The sequence below is a fragment of the Neobacillus sp. NPDC093182 genome, assembly GCF_044754045.1.
Map to the genome: position 1 here is coordinate 1 of NZ_JBIVOI010000026.1, position 21,233 is coordinate 21,233.

The window sequence follows — 21,233 nt, forward strand, 5'->3', positions numbered from 1 at the left end:
ATACCGAACACGGAAGTTAAGCTTCTCAGCGCCGATGGTAGTTGGGACTTTGTCCCTGTGAGAGTAGGACGTTGCCAGGCAAACGAAGCACAACCCGATAAGGGTTGTGTTTTTTTGTATATTCTAAAAGAAGAAGTTGTTGAATCCTGCCCTCCTTTAATATCACAAACCCCCAAAAAAAGTACGAAGTGTTTTTGAATAAATCGTTACTAGACATACACCCAAAAGCATTTGCCTACATAAGATATATCGAGGGATGCCCTGAAGATGATAATTCTAAATATTGTATACAATTGATAAATACCGGGAAGAATAGGTGTATGGAGGTGGTGTGGTTGAGTTCATTAGCACATAGTCATTATCATGAAACATGCGTTATATGTGAGGATCTAAAACCAAAAGGGATACATCTATATACTTCGTTTATCTGTACTGATTGTGAAAAAGACTTAATTCAAACCGAGACACATGATCCAAAATATAAATATTATCTCAAACAGTTAAAAAAAATAACAACACCTGAAATTTTTTCATAAAAAGTCCATTTGGGCTTTATTTTTTTGCTTAAAATGGGGCAGGTCAGGTAAAATAAATGAGACTCTTTAAAGGAGTATAACTATATGAATAAACAAACACGAATTCCATTATATGAAGCATTAATCCATTATAAAAATACAAATCCAATTTCATTTCACGTTCCCGGCCATAAGTCTGGAGTTGTTCTGAACCCACAATCTAAAAATCTGTTTCAGGAGCTTCTAAAAATTGATGCCACAGAAATATCCGGTTTGGATGATTTACACTCCCCTGAAGGTGTAATTAAAGAGGCTGAGGAGCTCTTAGCAGCACTTTATCAGGTCCAAGAAAGCTTTTTCTTGGTAAATGGATCTACTGTAGGCAATTTAGCAATGGTCTTGTCAGTTTGTGAGAAGGACGACATTATCCTTGTTCAAAGAAATTGCCATAAGTCAGTCTTAAATGCTCTAAAACTAGCGAAAGTCAGACCCGTTTTTTTAGAACCGGATTATAACCTGGAGTGGAAAACGGCAACAGGTGTTTCGAAAGAAATAGTGGAAAGAGCCATTTCCCTCTATCCAGACGCCAAAGCGGTTGTTTTAACCTATCCGAACTACTATGGTATGGTGTATGATTTAAAAAGTGTTATTGACCTTGCGCATTATCATAACATTCCTGTATTAGTAGATGAGGCACATGGGCCTCATTTTATTATTGGTGAGCCATTTCCGGCGTCGGCTATCCAATTAGGAGCAGATATGGTTGTTCACTCCGCACATAAAACACTGCCCGCCATGACAATGGGTTCTTTTTTACATATAAATAGTGATCGAGTCAAACGCGATAAGGTGAAGGATTACCTGCAAATGCTTCAATCCAGCAGTCCATCATACGTGATTATGGCTTCACTGGATTTAGCGAGAAACTATTTAGCAGCGTATCAACGAAACGATATAGAATTTTTACAAAAGGAAATTTCAAATTTTAAAAAGGAGCTCTCAACTGTCCAAAGCATTAAGGTACTAGAGTATCCCAGCCTATATGGGGACACATTAAAAGTAACCATACAGTCAAGGTCTAAGTTAAGTGGATTTGAACTCCAGAAAAGATTCGAAGAGAAAAGTATTTATACTGAGTTAGCAGATCCTTATAATGTGCTATTGATCCTTCCCTTATTAAAAGAAAACCAAGACTATCCATTACTAGAAGCAAGCAGGAAGATAAAAGAACTGCTTGCGGAGATACCATATTGTCCAATTGAGGAAGGATTTATAATTAGTACCGAAAAGATATCGGAGCTAGCGATTCCCTATGAGAAGCTGTCGAATATTGAGAGTGAAATAATACACATTTCAGAAGCTGCGGGGCAGGTGTGTGCAGAGACGATTATTCCATATCCGCCGGGAATTCCCCTTCTGTTAATGGGGGAGTTAATTTCGGAGGAAAAGGTAAAGCAACTTACCCAGCTAATCAATACGGGAGCGAGATTTCAAGGAGGCTCCTGCCTAGACAGTAATCAAATTAATATAGTAAAAACAAGTTAGTAAATTGAAAAAATGATTGGAGAAATTTATATGAGTTACTTCATTACCCTTGAAGGTGTCGAGGGATCTGGCAAATCGACAATAATTAATTTCATTAAAGATTCACTTGAGACCAGTGGAAAAAAGGTAGTGGTTACAAGAGAGCCAGGAGGAATCGATATAGCAGAGCAAATTCGTTCCGTTATTCTAGACCCGAAAAACACTAAAATGGAGGGTAGAACAGAAGCCCTGCTTTATGCAGCAGCAAGAAGGCAGCATTTAGTGGAAAAGGTAATACCGTCTCTTAATGAAGGCAGTATTGTATTATGTGATCGGTTTGTAGACAGCAGCTTAGCATATCAGGGATATGCTAGAGGATTAGGTATTAGTGAGGTCTTTTCCATTAATAAATTCGCAATTGGAGACCTAATGCCGGATTTAACTTTGTACTTGGATTTGGACCCTCAGATAGGGTTAAGTCGAATTGCCAAAAATAAAGAAAGAGAAATAAATAGATTAGATTTAGAAGAAATAAATTTCCATGTTAACGTTCGGGAAGGCTATGAAGAAGTAATGAAAATATTTCCAGAAAGAATGGTTAGAATCGACGCCAATCAAGAAGTTGAAGAAGTTATGGCTGATATCAATGAAGTATTGGCAGCGAGGCTGAAATAGTACATAAAAAAAAGCTGGCTTCAACTATGAAGCCAGCTTTTAATCTGCCTATTTATCTCCGTAAGGCTCAATCGTTTGAATGGTTCCGTCACTGTCATATTTTAGTTCGGTGTATTTCACAGAACGCTTATGATTCACGCCATTTGATAACTCGCAATCGTGATAGAACAGGTACCATTTATCGTTAAACTCAACAATTGAATGATGTGTGGTCCAGCCAATTACAGGGGTTAGAATCGTACCTTTAAACACAAATGGGCCTTGAGGATTCTCACTTACCGCATAAACTATTTTATGAGTTGTGCCGGTTGAATAGGATAGATAGTAAAGACCATTGTATTTATGAACCCATGGTCCTTCAAAATATCTTCTGTCTTCGTCACTTGCAAGAATCGGGCTGCCATCTTCGTCAACAATGGAAATTTCTTTTGGTTCACTTTTGAACGTAAGCATGTCATCGCTTAATTCAGCTACTCTAGGTCCTAATGCAGGAGCATCTGGTGCTGGACCTTCCGCATCTGGAACAAATGTACCAGTCTGCCACTTTTCTAACTGTCCTCCCCAAAGGCCGCCAAAATAAACATACGCTTTTGAATCTTCATCCACTAATACCGCTGGGTCGATGCTGAAGCTGCCGGGTATGTAATTTTCCTCTGGTGTAAAAGGGCCTGCAGGATTAGGGCTTGTTGCGACGCCAATTCTGAAAATGCCGTCTTTATCTCTTGCCGGGAAAAATAAATAATACGTGTTGTTTTTGTAAGCTGCATCAGGTGCCCACATTTGTTTAGATGCCCATGGAACATCTTTTACGTGAAGCGCTTCCCCGTGGTCGATAACAGGTGAGCTTACATCATCCATAGATAGGACATGGTAATCTTCCATCTTATATTGGTCGCCATTATCATTAGAAGGTTCATCGTGATCAAGGTCATGAGATGGATAAATATAAAGCTTGCCTTCAAAGACATGTGCGGAAGGATCTGCAGTATAAATGTGTGTAACTAAAGGCTCATTTGGTTTTGAGTTTTTCTCCATAATATCTCCCCATCGAATAGTATAGTGATTTACAAATTTATTATAACTGATGTTAATGAACTTTGTATATCCAAACAACTAACTTTTTTCTCCTCTTAAAAAAGAGGGGAAACTCGATTAGAAAAGATTATAAAACTCTGGATTCTTCTTTTATGAAATTCTCAACCACAAAAGCAGAAACACCTAATACGGTTGAATACTTTCCAAGTCCCGAAAAACCCAGCTTCATTTCATGTTGATGATGGGTGAGTGTGTGATTTTTAATGGTATTTCGAATTGGTTCCTCAATCCATTCTTTTGTTAAAGCTAATCGATTACCGACGATTACCTGATCAGGGTTAAAGGTATTGATAATGTTATTGATACCATATCCTAGGTAAGCGCCAATTTTTTGGAATAGATTCTTGACGGCCTCATCACCGTTTTCTGCATGGCTTATTAAAGACTCAAGTGTATCTGTGTTTTCACCAGCCATCTCCAGCAGGGCATTTTCAGAAGCGTAAGCTTCCCAACAGCCTCGGCTGCCACAGCTGCATGGTTTTCCGTCAATATCGATAATCATGTGTCCCATCTCGCCTGAGAATCCATTTTTGCCCTGATATAATTCTTTGTTTAAAATAATTCCTACACCGATACCAATCCCAGCACTAATATAAATAATGTTTTGATAGTCTTGGCCAGCACCAAACTGTTGTTCACCAAAGACCCCGGCATTTGCTTCGTTCTCAATAATGACAGGAACTTGGAATATTTTTTCAAGATCCATTTTTAACTGTATATTTGTCCAGCCTAAGTTTGGAGCAAGAAGAACAGAACCCTCTTTGTTCACAATTCCAGGTACACCGACTCCTATACCTATAACTCCATACCTGCTGGCAGGCATTTCATCGATAAGTGACTGAACCATGTTCTGAACAGTGCTAAAAATCGTTGGATAGGGAGTTCGGTTAACCAGCTGATTTTTTTCTATTAAAATATTTCCTTTTAAATCGGTTAGTACACATAATACATAGTTTACCCCGAGGTCAATTCCAATTGCATATCCTGCCACTTTATTAAAGTGAAGGATCACGGGACGTCGTCCGCCGCTTGATTCTCCTGGTCCTGATTCAAAAATAAGTTCTTCATCTAATAACTCATTTACGAGAGAAGAAACAGTTGCCTTATGTAAACCAGATACCTGAGCAATGTCCGCCCTTGAAATCGGCTCCTTTTCCATAATTAACTGTAATACAAGTGCTTTATTATTTTTTTTAACTGTTTGCTGATTCCATGTCATGGTTACCACTTTTAAAAACTCCTTATTTGGTAGTATCTTTATACTAACACAAACTTTGTTTATTGAATATACAATCGTACGGACTGGTGTTATTATGGGCTCATTATTGCCTTTTATAAGGAAAGACAATCACTTTTTACGAAAGATGATTGGAAGGATATGAAAATTTTTATAAAATCTTTGTTTATTCAATAGACAAACTAAGATTACCCTGCTATAATCTGATTAAACAAAGGTTACAGATTAAGAGTAAAAAAATTCTTGTAAGCATTTACATACTAATCTGTTGCCATAAAACCAACCAACTACTAGGAGGAATAACCAAATGGCTTATTTCGAAACAGTTAACAAAATCAAATTTGAAGGCGCAGCATCTAAAAATCCTTTAGCATTTAAGTATTATAATCCAGAAGAAAAAATAAATGGTCAAACAATGGAGGAAATTCTACGCTTCTCTGTTGCTTACTGGCACACATTTACTGCTGATGGTACAGATCCATTTGGTGTAGGTACAGCTATCCGTCCTTGGGATCATTTAAAAGGTTTAGATTTAGCAAAAGCACGTGTGGAAGCAGCATTTGAACTTTTTGAAAAATTAAATGTTCCTTTCTTTGCTTTCCATGATGTTGATATTGCACCAGAAGGAAGCACTTTAAAAGAAACAAATGAAAATCAAGATGTTATTGTAGGTATGATTAAAGAATATATGAAAACGAGCAAAACGAAATTGCTTTGGAATACAGCGAACATGTTCTCTAACCCACGTTATGTTCATGGTGCTGCAACCTCTCCAAATGCAGATGTATTTGCATACTCTGCAGCGAAGGTGAAAAAGGCATTAGAAGTAGCTAAAGAACTTGGTGCTGAAAACTATGTTTTCTGGGGCGGCCGTGAAGGTTACGAAACACTTCTAAATACAAACATGAAGCTTGAACAGGATAACTTGGCACGCTTCTTCCATATGGCGGTTGATTATGCAAAAGAAATCGGCTTAAACGTTCCATTCTTAATCGAGCCAAAACCAAAAGAGCCTACAAAACACCAATACGATTTTGATGTGGCTACTGGTCTAGCATTCTTACAAAAATATGACCTAACAGATTACTTTAAGTTTAATATTGAAGCAAACCACGCTACTTTGGCTGGTCACACATTTGAGCATGAGTTAAGAACAGCTCGTATTAACGGAATGTTAGGATCTGTTGACGCTAACCAAGGTGATACACTACTTGGCTGGGATACTGATGAGTTCCCAACTGATCTTTACACGAACACATTGGCTATGTATGAAATTCTCAAAAACGGCGGTTTAGGAAAAGGCGGATTGAACTTTGACGCGAAAGTAAGAAGAGGTTCATTCGAAGCAGAAGATCTATTCCACGCACACATCGCTGGTATGGATGCATTTGCAATCGGCCTTAAAGTTGCTAACAAACTAATCGAAGATAAAGTACTTGATAGCTTTGTTGAAGAACGCTACAGCAGTTATACAAAAGGAATTGGCTTAGAGATCGTCGAAGGAAAAACAAATTTCCGTGAGCTTGAAGCTTATGCCTTTGGATTATCAGAAATCAAGAATACATCAGGCAGAACAGAGCGTCTAAAGGCTTTAATCAATCAATATTTATTAGAAACACTTTCAAGTGTAACAGTTTAATCTATACTCAATATAAACATGAAAAAAGTGCTGGCAGCCTATTACTCCAGCACTTTTTTTAGAAAAGGATGATAGGGATGAAGTATGTAATCGGAGTTGACCTTGGAACGAGTGCCGTAAAAATCTTACTTGTGAATCAAAAAGGGGAAGTGTGTAAGGAAGTTTCTAAATCATATCCTTTGATAATTGAAAAATCCGGTTATAGTGAACAAAACCCAGAAGAATGGGTAGAAAAGACAACGGCTGGATTGGCTGAACTAATCGGTCAATTCGATGGAGACGTAAACGATATTGAAGGAATCAGCTTCTCCGGCCAAATGCACGGCTTAGTTTTATTAGATGAAAGCAATCAAGTATTAAGAAACGCGATCTTGTGGAATGACACAAGAACCACAAAACAATGTCAGGAAATTTATGACGTTGTGGGCAGAGAGCGTTTATTAGAAGTAACGAAAAATCCAGCGTTAGAAGGCTTTACTTTGCCAAAAATCCTTTGGGTAAAAGAAAACGAACCAGAAATTTTTCAACGCGCAAGTGTATTTGTACTTCCAAAGGACTACCTTCGTTACCGGCTTACAGGAAATATCCACATGGAATATTCTGATGCAGCGGGAACGTTATTACTAAACGTTGCCGAGCGGGAGTGGAGCGGTGAAGTGTTAGATGCCTTTGGTCTTTCAGCTGATTTGTGTCCAGCTTTAGTAGAATCCCATGCGTTCGTTGGTACGATTACGGCTGAATTTGCGCAAGCAACAGGATTATCAGAAGCTGCTAAGGTATTTGCCGGCGGAGCCGACAATGCTTGCGGCGCAATCGGATCAGGGATTTTATCGGAAGGAAAAACGTTAGCAAGTATCGGTACCTCTGGTGTTGTTCTTTCTTATGAAGAAAGAAATGACCTCGACTTTGAAGGCAAAGTTCACTACTTTAACCACGGTGAAGAAAATACTTACTATACAATGGGTGTAACCCTAGCTGCTGGCTATAGCTTAAGCTGGTTTAAAGATACATTTGCGAAGGAAGAAGCATTTCACCAATTTTTAGCAGGTGTGGATGAAGTTCCGGCAGGAAGCAACGGATTGTTATTTACGCCGTATATCGTTGGCGAAAGAACTCCACATGCGGACTCAAATATTCGCGGCAGCTTTATTGGTATCGATGCTGCGCATGAACGTAGGCACTTTGCTCGTGCCGTGCTGGAGGGAATTACTTTTTCATTAAATGAATCCATTGAGATTTTTAGAAGCAGCGGGAAGACCATCGATTCAATTGTCTCAATTGGCGGAGGCGCTAAGAATGACACATGGCTGCAAATGCAGGCGGACATCTTCAATACAAAAATTGAAAAGCTTACGAGCGAACAAGGCCCTGGAATGGGTGCTGCAATGTTAGCGGCATATGGCTGTGGCTGGTACCCATCACTTAAAGAATGTGCAGAGGTATTTATCCAAACGGCAAAGACCTATTACCCTATCCAAGAAAACGTTGAAGCCTATCAGAAACTATTTACAATCTACAAACAAGTTTATTTACAAACTAAGGAATTAAATGAACAATTAAGAGAGTTTAGAAAATAAGAGGATTTCTAATGGAAAAATCCGCAAATAAAACCACCCCGCAGATAAGTCTGCTAACCATTACTTGGCCAATTTTTGTAGAACTATTTCTACAAGTAATAATGGGCAGCACGGATACTATTATGCTGTCGCATATTTCGGATGATGCTGTCGCAGCTGTGGGTGTGGCAAACCAGCTTATATTTTTATGTATTCTCATCTTTAGTTTCATTTCAAGTGGTACTGCTGTTGTTCTCTCTCAATACTTAGGTGCAGGTTTAAAAGATGAAACGAAAAAGGTAACAGCGATCTCAATAACCCTCAACCTTGTCATTGGCTTAGTCATTAGCTTATTAATGGTTATTTTTAGAACAGAACTATTAAGCTTCTTTCACCTGCCGGAGCATATTGCTGAACTAGGGGAACAATACCTGATGATTGTAGGAGGAACAGTATTTCTCCAAGCAGTTCTAATTACTGTTTCTTCCATTTTAAGAGCAAATGGCTATACCAGGGATGCCATGATGATTTCCATCACAATGAACGTTATTCACTTAATCGGAAATGCCATCTTAATCTATGGATTGCTGGGATTTCCGGAAATGGGTGTAATCGGCGTATCCATTTCAACTGCAATTAGCAGGGCCATAGCCTTGGCTCTTATTTTAAAGTTACTGTATGATCGAATTCCGATTAACCTTAAATTAAGGGATTATATAACGATTGATGGTATTCAAATTAAAAGGATTCTGAAAATTGGGGTTCCTGCAGCCGGGGAACAAATTTGTTTCAACCTCAGCCAGTTAGCTATTACGGCCATCATTGCGATGCTGGGTGCGGCTTCGTTAACCACCCGTGTGTATACACAGAATATAGTGTCTTTTATTCTTGTGTTTGGCCTCGCGATGGGACAGGGAACGCAAATTCTAATTGGCTACAAGGCAGGAGCCAGAGATTTTGAAGGAGCCTATCATCAATTACTGAAAAGCCTGCGGTATAGTTTAATGATGACGGTGGCAATTGCAATCGTAGTAGCGATCTTTAGAGAACCACTGCTCAGTTTTTTTACCAGTGATCATGAGATTATTTCTATGGGCAGTACATTGTTATTGCTTTGTCTTATCCTCGAGCCAGGGAGAACCTTTAACTTAGTGGTTATCAATTCCTTGCGTGCAACAGGGGATGCAAACATTTCTCTCATTATGGGCTTTATATCAATGTGGGGAATTAGTGTACCATTAGCCTACTTTTTAGGGATTCACCTTGGATTTGGCTTACCGGGGATCTGGATAGCATTTATTGTTGACGAATGGTTTAGAGGAATTACCATGTACTTTAGATGGAGAAGCCGGGTTTGGGAGAAAAAAGTTTTGGTTCAAAATCAAGTTACAACCACTGTCTAATCAATTTTGGAATACTTCTAGAGGACTGGCCTTAGCCAGTTCTCTTAAGCCAGGGAGGAAAGAGAAATGAAGCTGGACCAAGGTCAGAAACTCTTATTTATCGGTGACTCTGTAACAGATTGTGAACGAGCAAAACCAGAGGGTGAAGGTTTATTTGCTGCCCTGGGTAAAGGGTATGTATCTTATGTTGATGGGCTGCTTCAAGCTGTTTATCCGGAATTAGGAATTCGGGTAGTAAATAAGGGCATTAGCGGCAACACCGTCCGTGATTTGAAAAATAGGTGGCAGGAAGATGTCAACGATCAAAAGCCAGATTGGTTATCCATTATGATTGGAATTAATGATGTATGGCGTCAATATGATACTCCTTTTATTAAGGATTGGCATGTGTACATTGATGAATACGAACAAACGCTTAGGGCGCTCGTGTTGGAAGCAAAGCCATATGTGAAGGAAATGGTTCTAATGACTCCATTTTATTTGGAGAGCAATGAACAGGATCATATGCGCAGGTCAATGGACCAGTACGGGCAGGTTGTCAAAAAAATAGCGGAAGAAACGAATTGTTTATTTGTGGATACACAGGCTGCATTTAATAATTTATTAAAAGATTTGTACCCAGCAACTATTGCTTGGGATCGTGTTCACCCTTCTACTGCGGGACATTTGGTGCTGGCTCGTGCCTTTCTGAAAACAATTGACTTTGATTGGAACCGTTCTTAAGCAGTGTCTAAATTGAAAAAAGAGTAGGTAAAGGAGTGATTGTTATGAATTATCGTGAACTAGGTAATACAGGAATCATGATTAGTGAGGTTAGCTTTGGAACGTGGGCAATAGGCGGTTCATGGGGCAGGACGAGTGATACAGAGGCACTGAAATCTTTAGAATATGCGATTGACCAAGGTGTTAACTTTTTTGATACTGCCGATGTATATGGTGATGGTCATAGTGAGGAGTTATTGGCCAAAGCTGCGAAAGGCAAGGAAGACCAGATACATATAGCAACCAAATTCTGTCGTCAGGGCGATATTTTTGATCCGAAAAATTATAGCTATGAAAAAGTAAGCGCTTATTGTGAAGACAGTCTGCGCCGTTTAAACAGGGAAGCGATAGATTTGTATCAAATCCATTGCCCGGCAACAGAGATTTTAAGAGATGGCAGTGTTTTTGACGTACTAGACCGTCTGAAGAAAGAAGGGAAAATCCGTCACTATGGTGTCAGTGTGGAAACCGTCGAAGAGGGACTGTTTTGTTTGGAACATCCTAATGTAAAAAGCCTGCAAATCATATTTAACATGTTCCGTCAGAAGCCATTAGAAAACCTAATACCGGAGGCTTATCAAAAAGGCGTCGGTTTACTTGTTCGGTTACCGCTGGCGAGCGGGCTGCTGACTGGTAAATTCACCACTGATCATGAATTTGAAGCTGATGACCATCGCCGCTTTAATGAAAATGGGGAGGCTTTTAATGTAGGAGAAACGTTCGCAGGTCTTGGATTCCGTAAGGGTGTCGAATTAGCTGACGAATTAAAGTGGATTGAAGAAGGCCGTAAATCAATGGCTAGTGCAGCATTACGCTGGATTCTAGATCAAAAGGAAATTACGTGTATTATTCCTGGATTTAAAAATGTTAAACAGGTAGAGGACAATCTCTCTGCTCTTGATACGAAGCCATTCTCTGCAGAAGAACAGAAAGAGATTCAATGTTTCTATCAGGAAAAAGTAAGGGATTTTATAAGAGGTCCTTATTAAGGGAGTGTGCATGATGATTAATGAAATTCCTACATCGCAGAGGGCTGTTGCCATTACATTTGATGATGGGCCAAATCCAGTTTACACCCCACAAGTTTTAAAGATTTTCTCGGAAGCAAAAGGAAAAGCAACTTTCTTTATGATCGGTGAACAAATGAGAAATCATCCTGAAATTGTAAAGCAGGTTTTTGACCAGGGACATGAAATTGGCAATCATACTTTCACCCACCCAAAACTATCTCAGTTAAGCATACAAGATTGTTTGAAGGAAATTGAAGAAACGGAAAAATTAATAGAGAAAATGGCGGGACGAAAACCTGTTGTCTTTCGTCCTCCCTACCTTGATTATAATCAGGACACGGTATCTTTGCTCCAAAAGAAGATATACCCCATGATTGGTGCGGTAAATTTAGACGCTCAGGATTGGGAGCAGCCCGGAGTTGAGCATATCCTGGAAAAATCAAGAGAGGCTGTAAAGAATGGCAGTATTCTCATTTTCCATGATGGCTATGGCGACCGCTCGCAAACCATAGAAGCTGTGCGAATGCTGGTTTCCGAATTAACATCACAAGGTTATCAACTCGTAACGGTCAGCGAACTATTAGCTTTAGCATAAAAAAGAGGAAGCACAACTATAGTGTTTGTGCTTCCTTTTGTTTTTTCTCAATTTTTTGAAAGGCTAGGTAACAGGATGACATGATAATTCCTGCCGAGAGGCTTCCGCCGAAGAAGACTGATAGTGCGGGTAAAAACTTCATAACAAAGAATAAAGCCACAAACCCTATCAGCATCATGACACTTGAAAGTGGATTGACCATCATAATGAAGAATGCGTTTTTAAACAGCTGAAAGAATGTAACGTTATAGTGAACGTATACCGGAAAGATATACAAAAGCGTCATGATAATCGCAAAAATAATGAGGTATAAAGGGATTTGAATGATCGAATCGAGTTGTATATAGTTCAAATCAATATAAATTATATAAGCTGATAAGGCTATAACGATTCCTACTCCATTACTTCTAAGAAACTCTGCTTTATAGGAATTCCAAAAGGTTTGAAATACGGGAATATCATTTTCACCCATGATCCATTTACGTATAATCGTAAACATCGCCACAGTTGCAGGGCTAATTCCAAAGACCACGAGACCAAGGAGCGAGAAGCCAATCCATAAGATATTTACATAGGCAAATCTAGTAATCCACTCGGTAAGCGCATACAGGCCATTCATTGATAGCTTATTCATAATCATTCCCCTTATTATGGTACTTTCTTTTTTATACACATTATAGACCACTGTGTACATATTGAACATGGTTAATTTTTAAAATTGACAGTTTTTTGATATTTTAAAATAATATTACCTAATTCGACAAAATGCGTTATAGTAGAAAAAAACTATCGTAGAAGGGCGATCTTATGTTCTCGAGATTACACAAATGGAACACATTACGAAATCAAATCCTTGTTGTATTTTTAGTAGTCATGCTGATTGTTTTATCAATTGTCAGCTTAATCACTTTTAATAGAGTGTCAACCTTATTAAAAAATAATGCCGAAAAACAAATTCACCAGACGGCGGTAGAGGCAAATGGAAGATTAGAATCTTTATATAAACAAATTAGCACCTCATCTAAACTGGTAATGACAAATGATGCGATTCAAAGAACCTTAACAAAAGCATATCAAGGACAAACCATTAGTTTTGCTGAGCGGCAGCAATTAGACGGCATTGTGACCACGATACAAGCAAATACAGATGGCATTTTTTCGTTTGAACTCTATACAGGTACGATGGATCGTTTAATCCCCCTAGATGATACGAATTTACTCACGAGAATTGACGGGAAGTGGATTCAACAGGCAGATTATGCAAATGGCAGCCTGGTATGGATTGGGGACGACCCGCGTAACTCAGATAATATTCTCGCGCTCAGGCGCGTCAATATATTAAACCGGGGTTTTGAGAATGGCGGTTACCTGCTCATTAGTATTTATCGAAATTATCTTGAGTTTATGGATCAAGATAAAACAAAAATTAAAAATCAATATTCCATTTTACTAGACCAATATTCGGAGCCTATTCAATCAAACTATCATAAACCCCTTGAACCCATAATTTTAAATGATGATCCTACGTTAACATTGGGCAGCCAGGAGTATATGATGACAAGACAAACGTCGAATGAAACCGGTTGGACACTGATCATCTTAACTCCGATTAAAGCGCTTACAGAAGGGATTAATGTATTACGATCGGGGATTATTATCGCTGGGATAATCGGGTTTATTATCTTTTTAATTAGTACGCTGGGTCTATCGACCTTTATTACAAGACCGATTATCAAGTTAACAGAAACCATGCAGCAGGCAAGTGCAGGTTCCTTAACCTTGAACCCCAGTGTTACCGCAGTTAATGAAATTAATGAGTTAAATAGTACCTATAACCAACTGGTAAAAGAAACAAATCATCTGATTAAGATGGTCTATCAAAAGGAAATTACCCGCAGCCGGAGTGAATTAAAAGCCTTACAAGCACAAATTAATCCGCACTTTCTTTTTAATACATTGGATGCGCTTAAATGGTCGCTGGAAGATAAAGATGAGGATGAACTAGCGGAGCTTGTGGTGGCAATGTCCAACTTATTCCGTTATACGATCACGAAGCAAAGTGATGGGGATTGGGTTCCAATCAAGGCTGAAATCAAACACATCGAAGACTATATGGAAATTATGAAAATGCGCTTCGGTGATCACTTAACGTGGAATCTAGACATGCCATGTGAACTAGGGCACGTCAGAATCCCTAAACTGTTGATTCAGCCGTTAGTCGAAAATGCCGTTCTGCATGGGGCTGGGAATACATTACAGCCATGTACCATATCGGTTTCGATACAACCTGCGGAAGATCAGGAATACCTTGAAATAGTCGTTGAAGATGATGGACCGGGGATGAATCAACAAAAATTAGATTCTATTAAACAAGCAATAAAGTCAGGAGGGGTCATCTCAAAAAGGGGTAATGGGATGGCAATCTCGAATGTACACAAACGCCTGGAATTATACTATCAAAAAAGTGGTCTTACGATTAAAAGTGAAGAAAATAGAGGGACAAAGGTTTCGTTTGTCATACCTGTGAAGGGGGAGGAAAAACATGTTGAATACAAAGACGATTTTGATCGTGGATGATGAACCAAGAACCCGCCAAGGACTGAAAAAATACTTAGATACATGGGCGAATGGGAATTATCAAATTATCACCGCTTCAAATGGAGAAGAAGCCATCCAATTGATGAAAGAGCATAAAGTTCATATCCTCATCACCGACATCCGGATGCCAGAAATAACAGGATTAGAATTATTAAAAATCGCAAAAGAACATAATATTTTTCCTGTAATCATCGTGATTTCGGCATACTCTGAGTTTGAGTATGCCCAGGAAGCCCTGCGTTTAGGGGTGATAAACTACCTCTTAAAACCCATCAGCAAAAAAGCATTAATTGAGGCTGTGGAAGAGGCGCTTAAAGAGGTTGAGAAAAAAGAACGCGCCGGTCTGATTGAAAAAGTAGTGGATACCAAGCTCGTGGAAGCAAACACTCAAAATCCATCGAATCGTGAACCGATTAGAGAAGCAATTGACTATATCAACAACAATCTCAAAAATGAGTTAACTCAGAAAGAAGTGGCGGACCATGTTCATTTAAACCCTAGCTATCTAAGCTCTCTTTTTAAAGAACATGTGAAATTAACCTTCAGTGAATATGTAACCCGTCGTAGAATTCAGCGGGCAAAGGAATTGTTGATGACAACGAATCTCCCAATTAATGATATTGCCGAAGAATCCGGCTATAAAACGGCAAAATACTTTATTAAAATCTTCAGGGAATTAGAAGGTGTGACACCAAGCGCTTACCGAAAAAACAATAATGAAAAGGCTTTCTAAAAATAGTGGCATTTTTCCTAATCGTTGTGACCTATTTTTCAGAACTGTCTGAATGTAAGATATAAATGTAAGCGAAAACAAAGAAAAGGTCATAGGGGGAATCACAATTGTTTAATAAGAAAACGGTTGCAATCTTCATGTCAGTCATCATGCTGCTCTCTCTAGCACTTGCAGGATGTTCTTCTTCAAGTTCTTCAGAAGAAAGTAGTGCCGATGGTAAAAAGGTTATTAAATTCATGCATTTATGGCCGGAAGGCAGCTCAAATGCTCAGTTCTCTATTGTAAAAGATGTGATTGCAGAGTATGAAAAAGAGCACACAGATATTAAAATCGAAACTGAAATCTTAAACCCAGATCAATACCGCGAAAAGCTTAAGGTATTAGCTTCTTCTAATGAACTACCAGATATCGGTATGACTTGGTCAGATGGTTTTATCAAGCCTTATGTTGAAGGTGACATGTTAGCTCCACTAGATGATGTTGTTGAAAACGATGCAGACCTTAAAGATGCGTTTATCCCTGGTGTAAAGGAATCATATGCAGTAGATGGAAAAACATATGGTCTTCCACTTGAATTAAATATTTCTTATGTATTCTACAACAAAGAAATTTTTGAGAAATATAATTTAGAAGTTCCAAAGACTTTCGAAGAGTATAAAAAGGTTGTAAAAACTTTAGCAGACAATGGCGTTGTTCCTGCAACTGTTGGTGCGAAAGACGGCTGGCCAGCATCATTCTGGTTCATGTATCTAGCAGACCGTATTGGCGGATCTACGATTCTAACAGACGTTATTAAAGGTAAAGCAAAAATGGACGACCCTGCGATCGTAAAAGCAGCTGAGGAAGTACAAAACCTAGTAGATATGGGTGGATTCGTTAAAGGTTCAAGCGCATTATCAAACGACGATGCAAAAGGTTATTTCATGAACGAACAAGCAGCGATGTTCTTAACAGCTACTTGGGAATTACCAAATTACACAACAAGCCCTGACGTAGCACAAGAATTCAAAGATAAGATTGGCTATTTCAAGTTCCCAACATATGAAGGCGGAAAAGGAGAAAGCATCGACAGCTACGTAGGCGGCCCTGGTGTTGGTTTATTCGTAGCAAAAGAATCTAAAGTTCAAGAAGAAGCAAAAGACTTCGTTGGATACCTTGTAAAGAGATGGGGAGAAAAATCAGTAATCGACGCTGGTGTTATTCCTGCAACGAAAGTAGACACAGCAAGCCTGGACCTTGCTCCAATGTACATTGAAATCTTAAAGGATTTGAGCGAAGCATCAAATGTTACAACATACTTTGATACTCAATCCAGCCCAGCAGTATCTGAATTACACCATGATTTAGTAACAGCTCTATTTGGAAAACAAGTGACACCTGAGGATTTTGTGAAACAACACAAGGATGAACTTGCTGAAGAGAAAAAGTAAAATCGCCTAATTAAAATCTCAGTGTAGAGGGCATACAGGATATGCCCTCTATCATTTTAGCCACTTTTACAAATGGCTGTGTTAAAGGCGAATGTTGATATTGGCACTCTGTTGATTTGCGCGGAAGGTACGAAGACTCCTGCGGGAGGACGGGGCAGGGGAGACCCCGCAGGCGCTTTAGCGCTGAGGAGGCTCCCCGTACCGCCCGCGGAAAGCGAAGTGCCTGGAGCGCAAATCAACAGACAAATTTAACACAGTCTTTCAAATAAGAAGGGAGTATAAACATGAAAAGTGTAATGTCAAACAAATGGGTAATCAGCCTTTACGTACTTCCATCGTTACTTCTTATTCTGCTATTAATCTATATCCCAATTGTCCTAACTGGTTATTACGGTCTAATGGACTGGAACGGCATCGGCAAGATGAAGTTTATTGGTTTAGAGAATTACATTGAATTAGCAAAAGACACAAAGTTTTGGCAAAGTGCATGGCATTCCCTATTGCTCGGTCTTTTTTCCACTTTGAGCTTGGTTGGCTATTTAATTTTATCCTTGATTTTAGCTAGTAAAATCAAAGGAGCTAACTTCTTAAGAAAAATCTACTTAATCCCGATGTTATTATCTTCTGTAGCTATCGGACAGCTTTGGGCGAAAATTTTTGACCCTACGAACGGTATGCTTAACAGATTGCTAGTGTTGATTGGCGTTGACAATCCTCCGCTATGGTTAGCGGATTCTAATATCGTATTATACGCTCTCTTCTTTCCAATCGTTTGGCAATATGCAGGATTCTATATCATTATTTTCTATGCAGCATTAAAAAATGTTCCCGAAGAACTGATCGAGGCTGCAAAAATTGATGGAGCGACTCCTATTCAAATTGCTTATAAAATTAAGGTTCCTTTAATCGCAGGTGTAATCAGGGTCATGGTCATCCTGGCAATTGTCGGTTCATTAAAGTACTTTGACTTGATTTTCGTCCTAACAGGCGGCGGTCCTAACGGTGCCTCTGAGGTTATGGCCTCTTACATGTATACAGAAGCATTCAGCAAATACAACTTTGGGTACGGAAGTGCCATTGGATTCGGTTTATTAATCATTTGTATTGCTGCAACATGGGTAATTCAAAAATTACTTAATACAAAAGATGTTGACTATTAAAAAGGGGAGTGAAAAATATGAGTAAGATTGCATTAGAAACACAAAAAACGACCCTATCAGCTTCTTATAAAACCAGTAAGACACTAGGAAACAAAATTGGATACGGAATTCTTTATTTTATCTTGGGAGTTATTGCAATCATACAGGTTTACCCGTTATTATGGTTGTTCCTGTTTTCCTTAAAAACCAATCAGGAAGTTTTCGGGATGTCCCCGTTTGCACTTCCGCAAGACCCACAGTGGGGCAACTATGCGAAGGCTTGGACAGCAGGCCACATCGATGTTTACTTCTTTAACAGTGTGTTGTATACGGTAGCGGCGGTTGTACTTACCGTTATACTTGCTAGCTTTGTAACGTTTGCTATTACGAGAATGGAATGGAAATTAAGTGGATTAGTCCTTGGCTTGTTTATGGCTGGATATATGATTCCGCTTCATTCAACCTTAATTCCATTATTTAATTTCTTTAAAACGGCGAATATGATTGATAATCCAATGTCCGTTATCTTATCGTATGTAGCATTTAACTTGCCGATTACGATTATGATATTAACTGGATTTTACAAAACCATTCCACGGGAGATTGAAGAAGCAGCCGTTGTGGATGGCTGTTCCATCCACCGGATCTTCTTCCAAATTACACTTCCAATGACCGTGCCGGTACTTTCAACCACTGTCATTATCAACATGATCTATAACTGGAACGAATTCGTATTTGTTAACACGTTCCTGAGCTCTGACAAGTGGAAAACAATAACCGTTGGGGTAAACAATTTCGTAGGACAGTATTTGACTGATTGGGGCGCAATAGGTGCCACATTGATGATTAGTATTATTCCGGTATTAATAGCTTACTTTATTTTAAGTGATCGTATTGTAGAAGGTATTGCAGCAGGATCTGTAAAAGGTTGATGATGAGGAAAAGCTGACTTGAAAATGAGTCAGTTTTTTTTGTATATAAATGCGCAGGGAAAATGGATTAGGCAGCCCATAAAAGAAAACAGACAACTTTCGAAAACAACCTCTGTCGAATATCAATGTAACAAGGACAAATACCTGTTATAATATAGGAAAGATAAATGAATGTTGACGAAGGGGCTGGTAGAGATGAAACTTATCATCGCTGTTGTTCAGGACCAGGATAGCAATCGGTTATCAAAAGCACTGGTTGATAATAATTTTAGAGCCACAAAGCTGGCAACTACAGGCGGCTTTTTGAAATCTGGCAACACCACCTTTATGATTGGAACAGAAGATATTCGTGTCGATCGTGCCTTGCAAATCATAAAAGATAACTGTAAATCACGGGATCAATTAGTGGCGCCCGTTTCCCCTATGGGAGGAAATGCAGACTCTTTTGTACCTTATCCGGTTGAAGTTGAGGTCGGCGGTGCTACCGTTTTCGTTCTTCCAATTGAACAATATATGCATTTCTAAATCTATCATAAATGTAAGTGGGTGATGAACTTGGTGAAAACATGGGATCAACTAGAAGAACTTCAGCCTGCCGTGCTAAAAATGTTAAAGAACAGTATGTTAAAGCATCGTGTCGCCCACGCCTATTTACTTGAGGGAATCAGAGGGACTGGAAAAAAAGAAATCGCCTTGTTAATCACAAAAGCTTTATTTTGTGATTCTGTAATAGAAGGTTTTAAACCATGTGAGACCTGTCATAATTGCCGTCGTATTAATAGCGGTAATCACCCGGATGTCCATAAGGTTGAGCCTGATGGGTTATCGATTAAGAAACAACAAATTCAAGATCTCCAGGAGGAGTTCTCAAAAAAAGGTGTGGAATCGTCAAGAAAGGTTTATATGATTAGTGACGCCGATAAAATGAGTGTGAGTGCGGCAAATAGTTTGTTAAAGTTCCTTGAGGAACCGAATTCACAAACAACAGCTTTTCTATTAACAGAGCAGCCTCAGCAGCTGCTGCCAACCATCCTTTCACGGTGCCAAATTTTATCATTTAAACCATTATCTCCATTAGCGATGATTAATCAACTGACTGAAAACGGCGTAAATCCAATGAAAGCGCCCTTATTAGCACAGCTGACAAATAACCTTGATGAGGCCTATGAATTAAATGTCGATGATTGGTTTGCACAAGCTCAAAAAATAGTGTTAAAATTATATGAGGTGTTGAGAAAAAATTCTTTAGAAGCAATGGTTACTCTTCAAGGAGATTGGTTCTCACATTTTAAAGAGAAAGAACAGATTAATCGTGGTTTAGATCTTTTACTTCTTATTTTTAAGGATTTATTATATATACAATTAGATAAACAGGAGCAAATCGTCTTTAAAGCTGAAAGTGACCGGTTAAGACAGTATGCTCTTGAAACATCCGGACGGCGGTTATCGGATCAAATGTCGGCTATTCTCGAGGCAAAAAGGAAGCTTGCGGCGAATATGAATCCGCAGCTAATGATGGAAGAGCTTGTGTTGAATTTGCAGGAGGGATCTTCATTTGTATGATGTTGTAGGAGTACGCTTTAAAAAAGCGGGTAAAATCTATTATTTTGATCCTGGAGACCTCTCAATTCAAAAGGACGACTTTGTAATTGTCGAAACAGTGCGCGGCGTAGAATACGGCAGGGCAGTTGTTCCGCGTAAACAGGTTGAAGAGCACGATGTCGTTTTACCTTTAAAAAAGGTAGTGAGAATTGCAGATCACAAGGATCGAATGATCGTTGAAGAAAATAAACAAGCTGCCCAGGAAGCATATGATGTTTGTAATGAAAAAGTAAATGGACATCAATTAGATATGAAACTAGTCGATGTTGAATATACATTTGACCGAAATAAAGTGATTTTCTATTTTACTGCTGACGGAAGAGTTGATTTTCGTGAGTTAGTAAAAGATTTAGCGTCCATTTTTCGGACAAGGATTGAATTGCGCCAAATCGGTGTCCGGGACGAAGCAAAAATGCTTGGAGGAATTGGTCCGTGTGGAAGGATGCTGTGTTGTTCCACATTTTTAGGTGATTTTGATCCTGTGTCCATTAAGATGGCAAAGGACCAAAATCTCTCATTGAATCCTACCAAGATATCCGGGTTATGCGGCAGACTGATGTGCTGTTTAAAATATGAAAATGATGAATATGAAGCTGCTAAGGAGCAGTTGCCTGATTTAGGCGAAATGATTGAAACTCCTCAAGGTCGAGGAAAAGTGGTAGGATTAAATATATTAGAGCGGGTACTTCAGGTGGAACTAAAGGAACAGGATCGAGTTCTGGAGTATACATTGGACGAAATCATTAAAGAGGGTGCCTTGTCTATACAATCCACAGATTAAGAGGTGT

General features: G+C 39.0%; 20 protein-coding genes and 1 rRNA gene. 18 read left to right on the plus strand and 3 right to left on the minus strand.

Translation table 11 applies throughout. From position 1 onward, the window contains the following. The 4 genes from rrf to tmk all read left to right on the plus strand — a co-directional run. Nucleotides 1–80 (plus strand): 5S ribosomal RNA (rrf, locus tag ACIQAA_RS32435); the annotation flags it as partial. 240 nt (nucleotides 81–320) lie between these two features. Beyond that, a complete protein-coding gene (locus ACIQAA_RS30250) occupies nucleotides 321–536 on the plus strand; it encodes a sigma factor G inhibitor Gin (protein ID WP_402627023.1) in 216 nt (71 codons plus the stop codon). 84 nt (nucleotides 537–620) lie between these two features. Then, the gene (locus tag ACIQAA_RS30255; RefSeq protein ID WP_402627027.1) at nucleotides 621–2,060 is read left to right on the plus strand and encodes an aminotransferase class I/II-fold pyridoxal phosphate-dependent enzyme; all 1,440 of its coding nucleotides are present in this window, start codon (nucleotides 621–623) and stop codon (nucleotides 2,058–2,060) included. 30 nt (nucleotides 2,061–2,090) lie between these two features. Further along, nucleotides 2,091–2,714 carry a dTMP kinase gene (tmk, locus tag ACIQAA_RS30260; RefSeq protein WP_402627029.1) on the plus strand — a complete coding sequence of 208 codons (624 nt, stop codon included), beginning with the start codon at nucleotides 2,091–2,093 and terminating at the stop codon, nucleotides 2,712–2,714. Between the two features lie 48 nt (nucleotides 2,715–2,762). On the opposite strand, the gene ACIQAA_RS30265 is transcribed toward tmk, so the two are convergent. Continuing rightward, nucleotides 2,763–3,749: a glycoside hydrolase family 43 protein gene (locus ACIQAA_RS30265; RefSeq protein ID WP_402627031.1), complete on the minus strand. Its 987-nt coding sequence runs from the start codon at nucleotides 3,747–3,749 to the stop codon at nucleotides 2,763–2,765. A gap of 127 nt (nucleotides 3,750–3,876) precedes the next feature. Continuing rightward, nucleotides 3,877–5,028 (minus strand): ROK family protein, encoded by a 1,152-nt coding sequence (locus ACIQAA_RS30270; protein WP_402627170.1) that lies wholly within the window; start codon nucleotides 5,026–5,028, stop codon nucleotides 3,877–3,879. 325 nt (nucleotides 5,029–5,353) lie between these two features. Between ACIQAA_RS30270 and xylA the strand changes: the two genes are divergently transcribed. From xylA to ACIQAA_RS30300, 6 genes are all read left to right on the plus strand, one after another. Continuing rightward, nucleotides 5,354–6,685 (plus strand): xylose isomerase, encoded by a 1,332-nt coding sequence (gene xylA / locus ACIQAA_RS30275; RefSeq protein ID WP_402627034.1) that lies wholly within the window; start codon nucleotides 5,354–5,356, stop codon nucleotides 6,683–6,685. A 77-nt stretch (nucleotides 6,686–6,762) separates the two neighbouring features. After that, nucleotides 6,763–8,262, plus strand: coding sequence for a xylulokinase (xylB, locus tag ACIQAA_RS30280; RefSeq protein WP_402627037.1), 1,500 nt, complete (start codon nucleotides 6,763–6,765; stop codon nucleotides 8,260–8,262). Nucleotides 8,263–8,273: 11 nt separating this feature from the next. Further along, nucleotides 8,274–9,644, plus strand: coding sequence for an MATE family efflux transporter (locus ACIQAA_RS30285; protein WP_402627039.1), 1,371 nt, complete (start codon nucleotides 8,274–8,276; stop codon nucleotides 9,642–9,644). Nucleotides 9,645–9,710: 66 nt separating this feature from the next. After that, nucleotides 9,711–10,367, plus strand: a complete 657-nt coding sequence (locus ACIQAA_RS30290; protein WP_402627042.1) for an SGNH/GDSL hydrolase family protein — start codon at nucleotides 9,711–9,713, stop codon at nucleotides 10,365–10,367. 44 nt (nucleotides 10,368–10,411) lie between these two features. Beyond that, nucleotides 10,412–11,395, plus strand: coding sequence for an aldo/keto reductase (locus ACIQAA_RS30295; protein WP_402627045.1), 984 nt, complete (start codon nucleotides 10,412–10,414; stop codon nucleotides 11,393–11,395). A 13-nt stretch (nucleotides 11,396–11,408) separates the two neighbouring features. Beyond that, entirely contained in the window at nucleotides 11,409–12,011 is a 603-nt protein-coding gene (locus ACIQAA_RS30300) for a polysaccharide deacetylase family protein (RefSeq protein WP_402627047.1), read from the plus strand. Between the two features lie 16 nt (nucleotides 12,012–12,027). On the opposite strand, the gene ACIQAA_RS30305 is transcribed toward ACIQAA_RS30300, so the two are convergent. Continuing rightward, nucleotides 12,028–12,645, minus strand: a complete 618-nt coding sequence (locus ACIQAA_RS30305) for a YesL family protein (RefSeq protein ID WP_402627050.1) — start codon at nucleotides 12,643–12,645, stop codon at nucleotides 12,028–12,030. 173 nt (nucleotides 12,646–12,818) lie between these two features. Between ACIQAA_RS30305 and ACIQAA_RS30310 the strand changes: the two genes are divergently transcribed. The 8 genes from ACIQAA_RS30310 (at nucleotide 12,819) to ACIQAA_RS30345 (ending at nucleotide 21,226) form a co-directional block, all read left to right on the plus strand. Further along, nucleotides 12,819–14,588 carry a sensor histidine kinase gene (locus ACIQAA_RS30310; RefSeq protein WP_402627053.1) on the plus strand — a complete coding sequence of 590 codons (1,770 nt, stop codon included), beginning with the start codon at nucleotides 12,819–12,821 and terminating at the stop codon, nucleotides 14,586–14,588. After that, nucleotides 14,557–15,342 carry a response regulator transcription factor gene (locus tag ACIQAA_RS30315; protein WP_402627173.1) on the plus strand — a complete coding sequence of 262 codons (786 nt, stop codon included), beginning with the start codon at nucleotides 14,557–14,559 and terminating at the stop codon, nucleotides 15,340–15,342. The genes ACIQAA_RS30310 and ACIQAA_RS30315 overlap by 32 nt, the downstream gene beginning before the upstream one ends. 137 nt (nucleotides 15,343–15,479) lie before the next feature. Further along, on the plus strand, nucleotides 15,480–16,772 hold the full coding sequence (locus ACIQAA_RS30320; RefSeq protein ID WP_402627176.1) for an extracellular solute-binding protein: 1,293 nt from the start codon (nucleotides 15,480–15,482) through the stop codon (nucleotides 16,770–16,772). A 284-nt stretch (nucleotides 16,773–17,056) separates the two neighbouring features. Then, a complete protein-coding gene (locus tag ACIQAA_RS30325; protein WP_402627056.1) occupies nucleotides 17,057–17,932 on the plus strand; it encodes a carbohydrate ABC transporter permease in 876 nt (291 codons plus the stop codon). Nucleotides 17,933–17,949: 17 nt separating this feature from the next. Further along, a complete protein-coding gene (locus tag ACIQAA_RS30330) occupies nucleotides 17,950–18,843 on the plus strand; it encodes a carbohydrate ABC transporter permease (RefSeq protein WP_402627058.1) in 894 nt (297 codons plus the stop codon). 195 nt (nucleotides 18,844–19,038) lie between these two features. After that, entirely contained in the window at nucleotides 19,039–19,368 is a 330-nt protein-coding gene (locus tag ACIQAA_RS30335) for a cyclic-di-AMP receptor (RefSeq protein ID WP_045515592.1), read from the plus strand. A 30-nt stretch (nucleotides 19,369–19,398) separates the two neighbouring features. Continuing rightward, complete coding sequence (holB, locus tag ACIQAA_RS30340; RefSeq protein WP_402627063.1) at nucleotides 19,399–20,406, plus strand: DNA polymerase III subunit delta'; 1,008 nt, start codon at nucleotides 19,399–19,401, stop codon at nucleotides 20,404–20,406. After that, complete coding sequence (locus ACIQAA_RS30345; protein WP_402627065.1) at nucleotides 20,399–21,226, plus strand: PSP1 domain-containing protein; 828 nt, start codon at nucleotides 20,399–20,401, stop codon at nucleotides 21,224–21,226. Before holB ends, ACIQAA_RS30345 begins: the two co-directional genes overlap by 8 nt. The last annotated feature ends 7 nt before the right edge of the window (nucleotides 21,227–21,233 follow it).

Coding starts and splice junctions, on each gene's coding strand:
- ACIQAA_RS30250 (WP_402627023.1), top strand. CDS start 321: ATGGAGGTGGTGTGGTTGAGTTCATTAGCACATAGTCATTATCATGAA.
- ACIQAA_RS30255 (WP_402627027.1), top strand. CDS start 621: ATGAATAAACAAACACGAATTCCATTATATGAAGCATTAATCCATTAT.
- tmk (WP_402627029.1), top strand. CDS start 2,091: ATGAGTTACTTCATTACCCTTGAAGGTGTCGAGGGATCTGGCAAATCG.
- ACIQAA_RS30265 (WP_402627031.1), bottom strand. CDS start 3,749: ATGGAGAAAAACTCAAAACCAAATGAGCCTTTAGTTACACACATTTAT.
- ACIQAA_RS30270 (WP_402627170.1), bottom strand. CDS start 5,028: ATGACATGGAATCAGCAAACAGTTAAAAAAAATAATAAAGCACTTGTA.
- xylA (WP_402627034.1), top strand. CDS start 5,354: ATGGCTTATTTCGAAACAGTTAACAAAATCAAATTTGAAGGCGCAGCA.
- xylB (WP_402627037.1), top strand. CDS start 6,763: ATGAAGTATGTAATCGGAGTTGACCTTGGAACGAGTGCCGTAAAAATC.
- ACIQAA_RS30285 (WP_402627039.1), top strand. CDS start 8,274: ATGGAAAAATCCGCAAATAAAACCACCCCGCAGATAAGTCTGCTAACC.
- ACIQAA_RS30290 (WP_402627042.1), top strand. CDS start 9,711: ATGAAGCTGGACCAAGGTCAGAAACTCTTATTTATCGGTGACTCTGTA.
- ACIQAA_RS30295 (WP_402627045.1), top strand. CDS start 10,412: ATGAATTATCGTGAACTAGGTAATACAGGAATCATGATTAGTGAGGTT.
- ACIQAA_RS30300 (WP_402627047.1), top strand. CDS start 11,409: ATGATTAATGAAATTCCTACATCGCAGAGGGCTGTTGCCATTACATTT.
- ACIQAA_RS30305 (WP_402627050.1), bottom strand. CDS start 12,645: ATGAATAAGCTATCAATGAATGGCCTGTATGCGCTTACCGAGTGGATT.
- ACIQAA_RS30310 (WP_402627053.1), top strand. CDS start 12,819: ATGTTCTCGAGATTACACAAATGGAACACATTACGAAATCAAATCCTT.
- ACIQAA_RS30320 (WP_402627176.1), top strand. CDS start 15,480: ATGTCAGTCATCATGCTGCTCTCTCTAGCACTTGCAGGATGTTCTTCT.
- ACIQAA_RS30325 (WP_402627056.1), top strand. CDS start 17,057: ATGAAAAGTGTAATGTCAAACAAATGGGTAATCAGCCTTTACGTACTT.
- ACIQAA_RS30330 (WP_402627058.1), top strand. CDS start 17,950: ATGAGTAAGATTGCATTAGAAACACAAAAAACGACCCTATCAGCTTCT.
- ACIQAA_RS30335 (WP_045515592.1), top strand. CDS start 19,039: ATGAAACTTATCATCGCTGTTGTTCAGGACCAGGATAGCAATCGGTTA.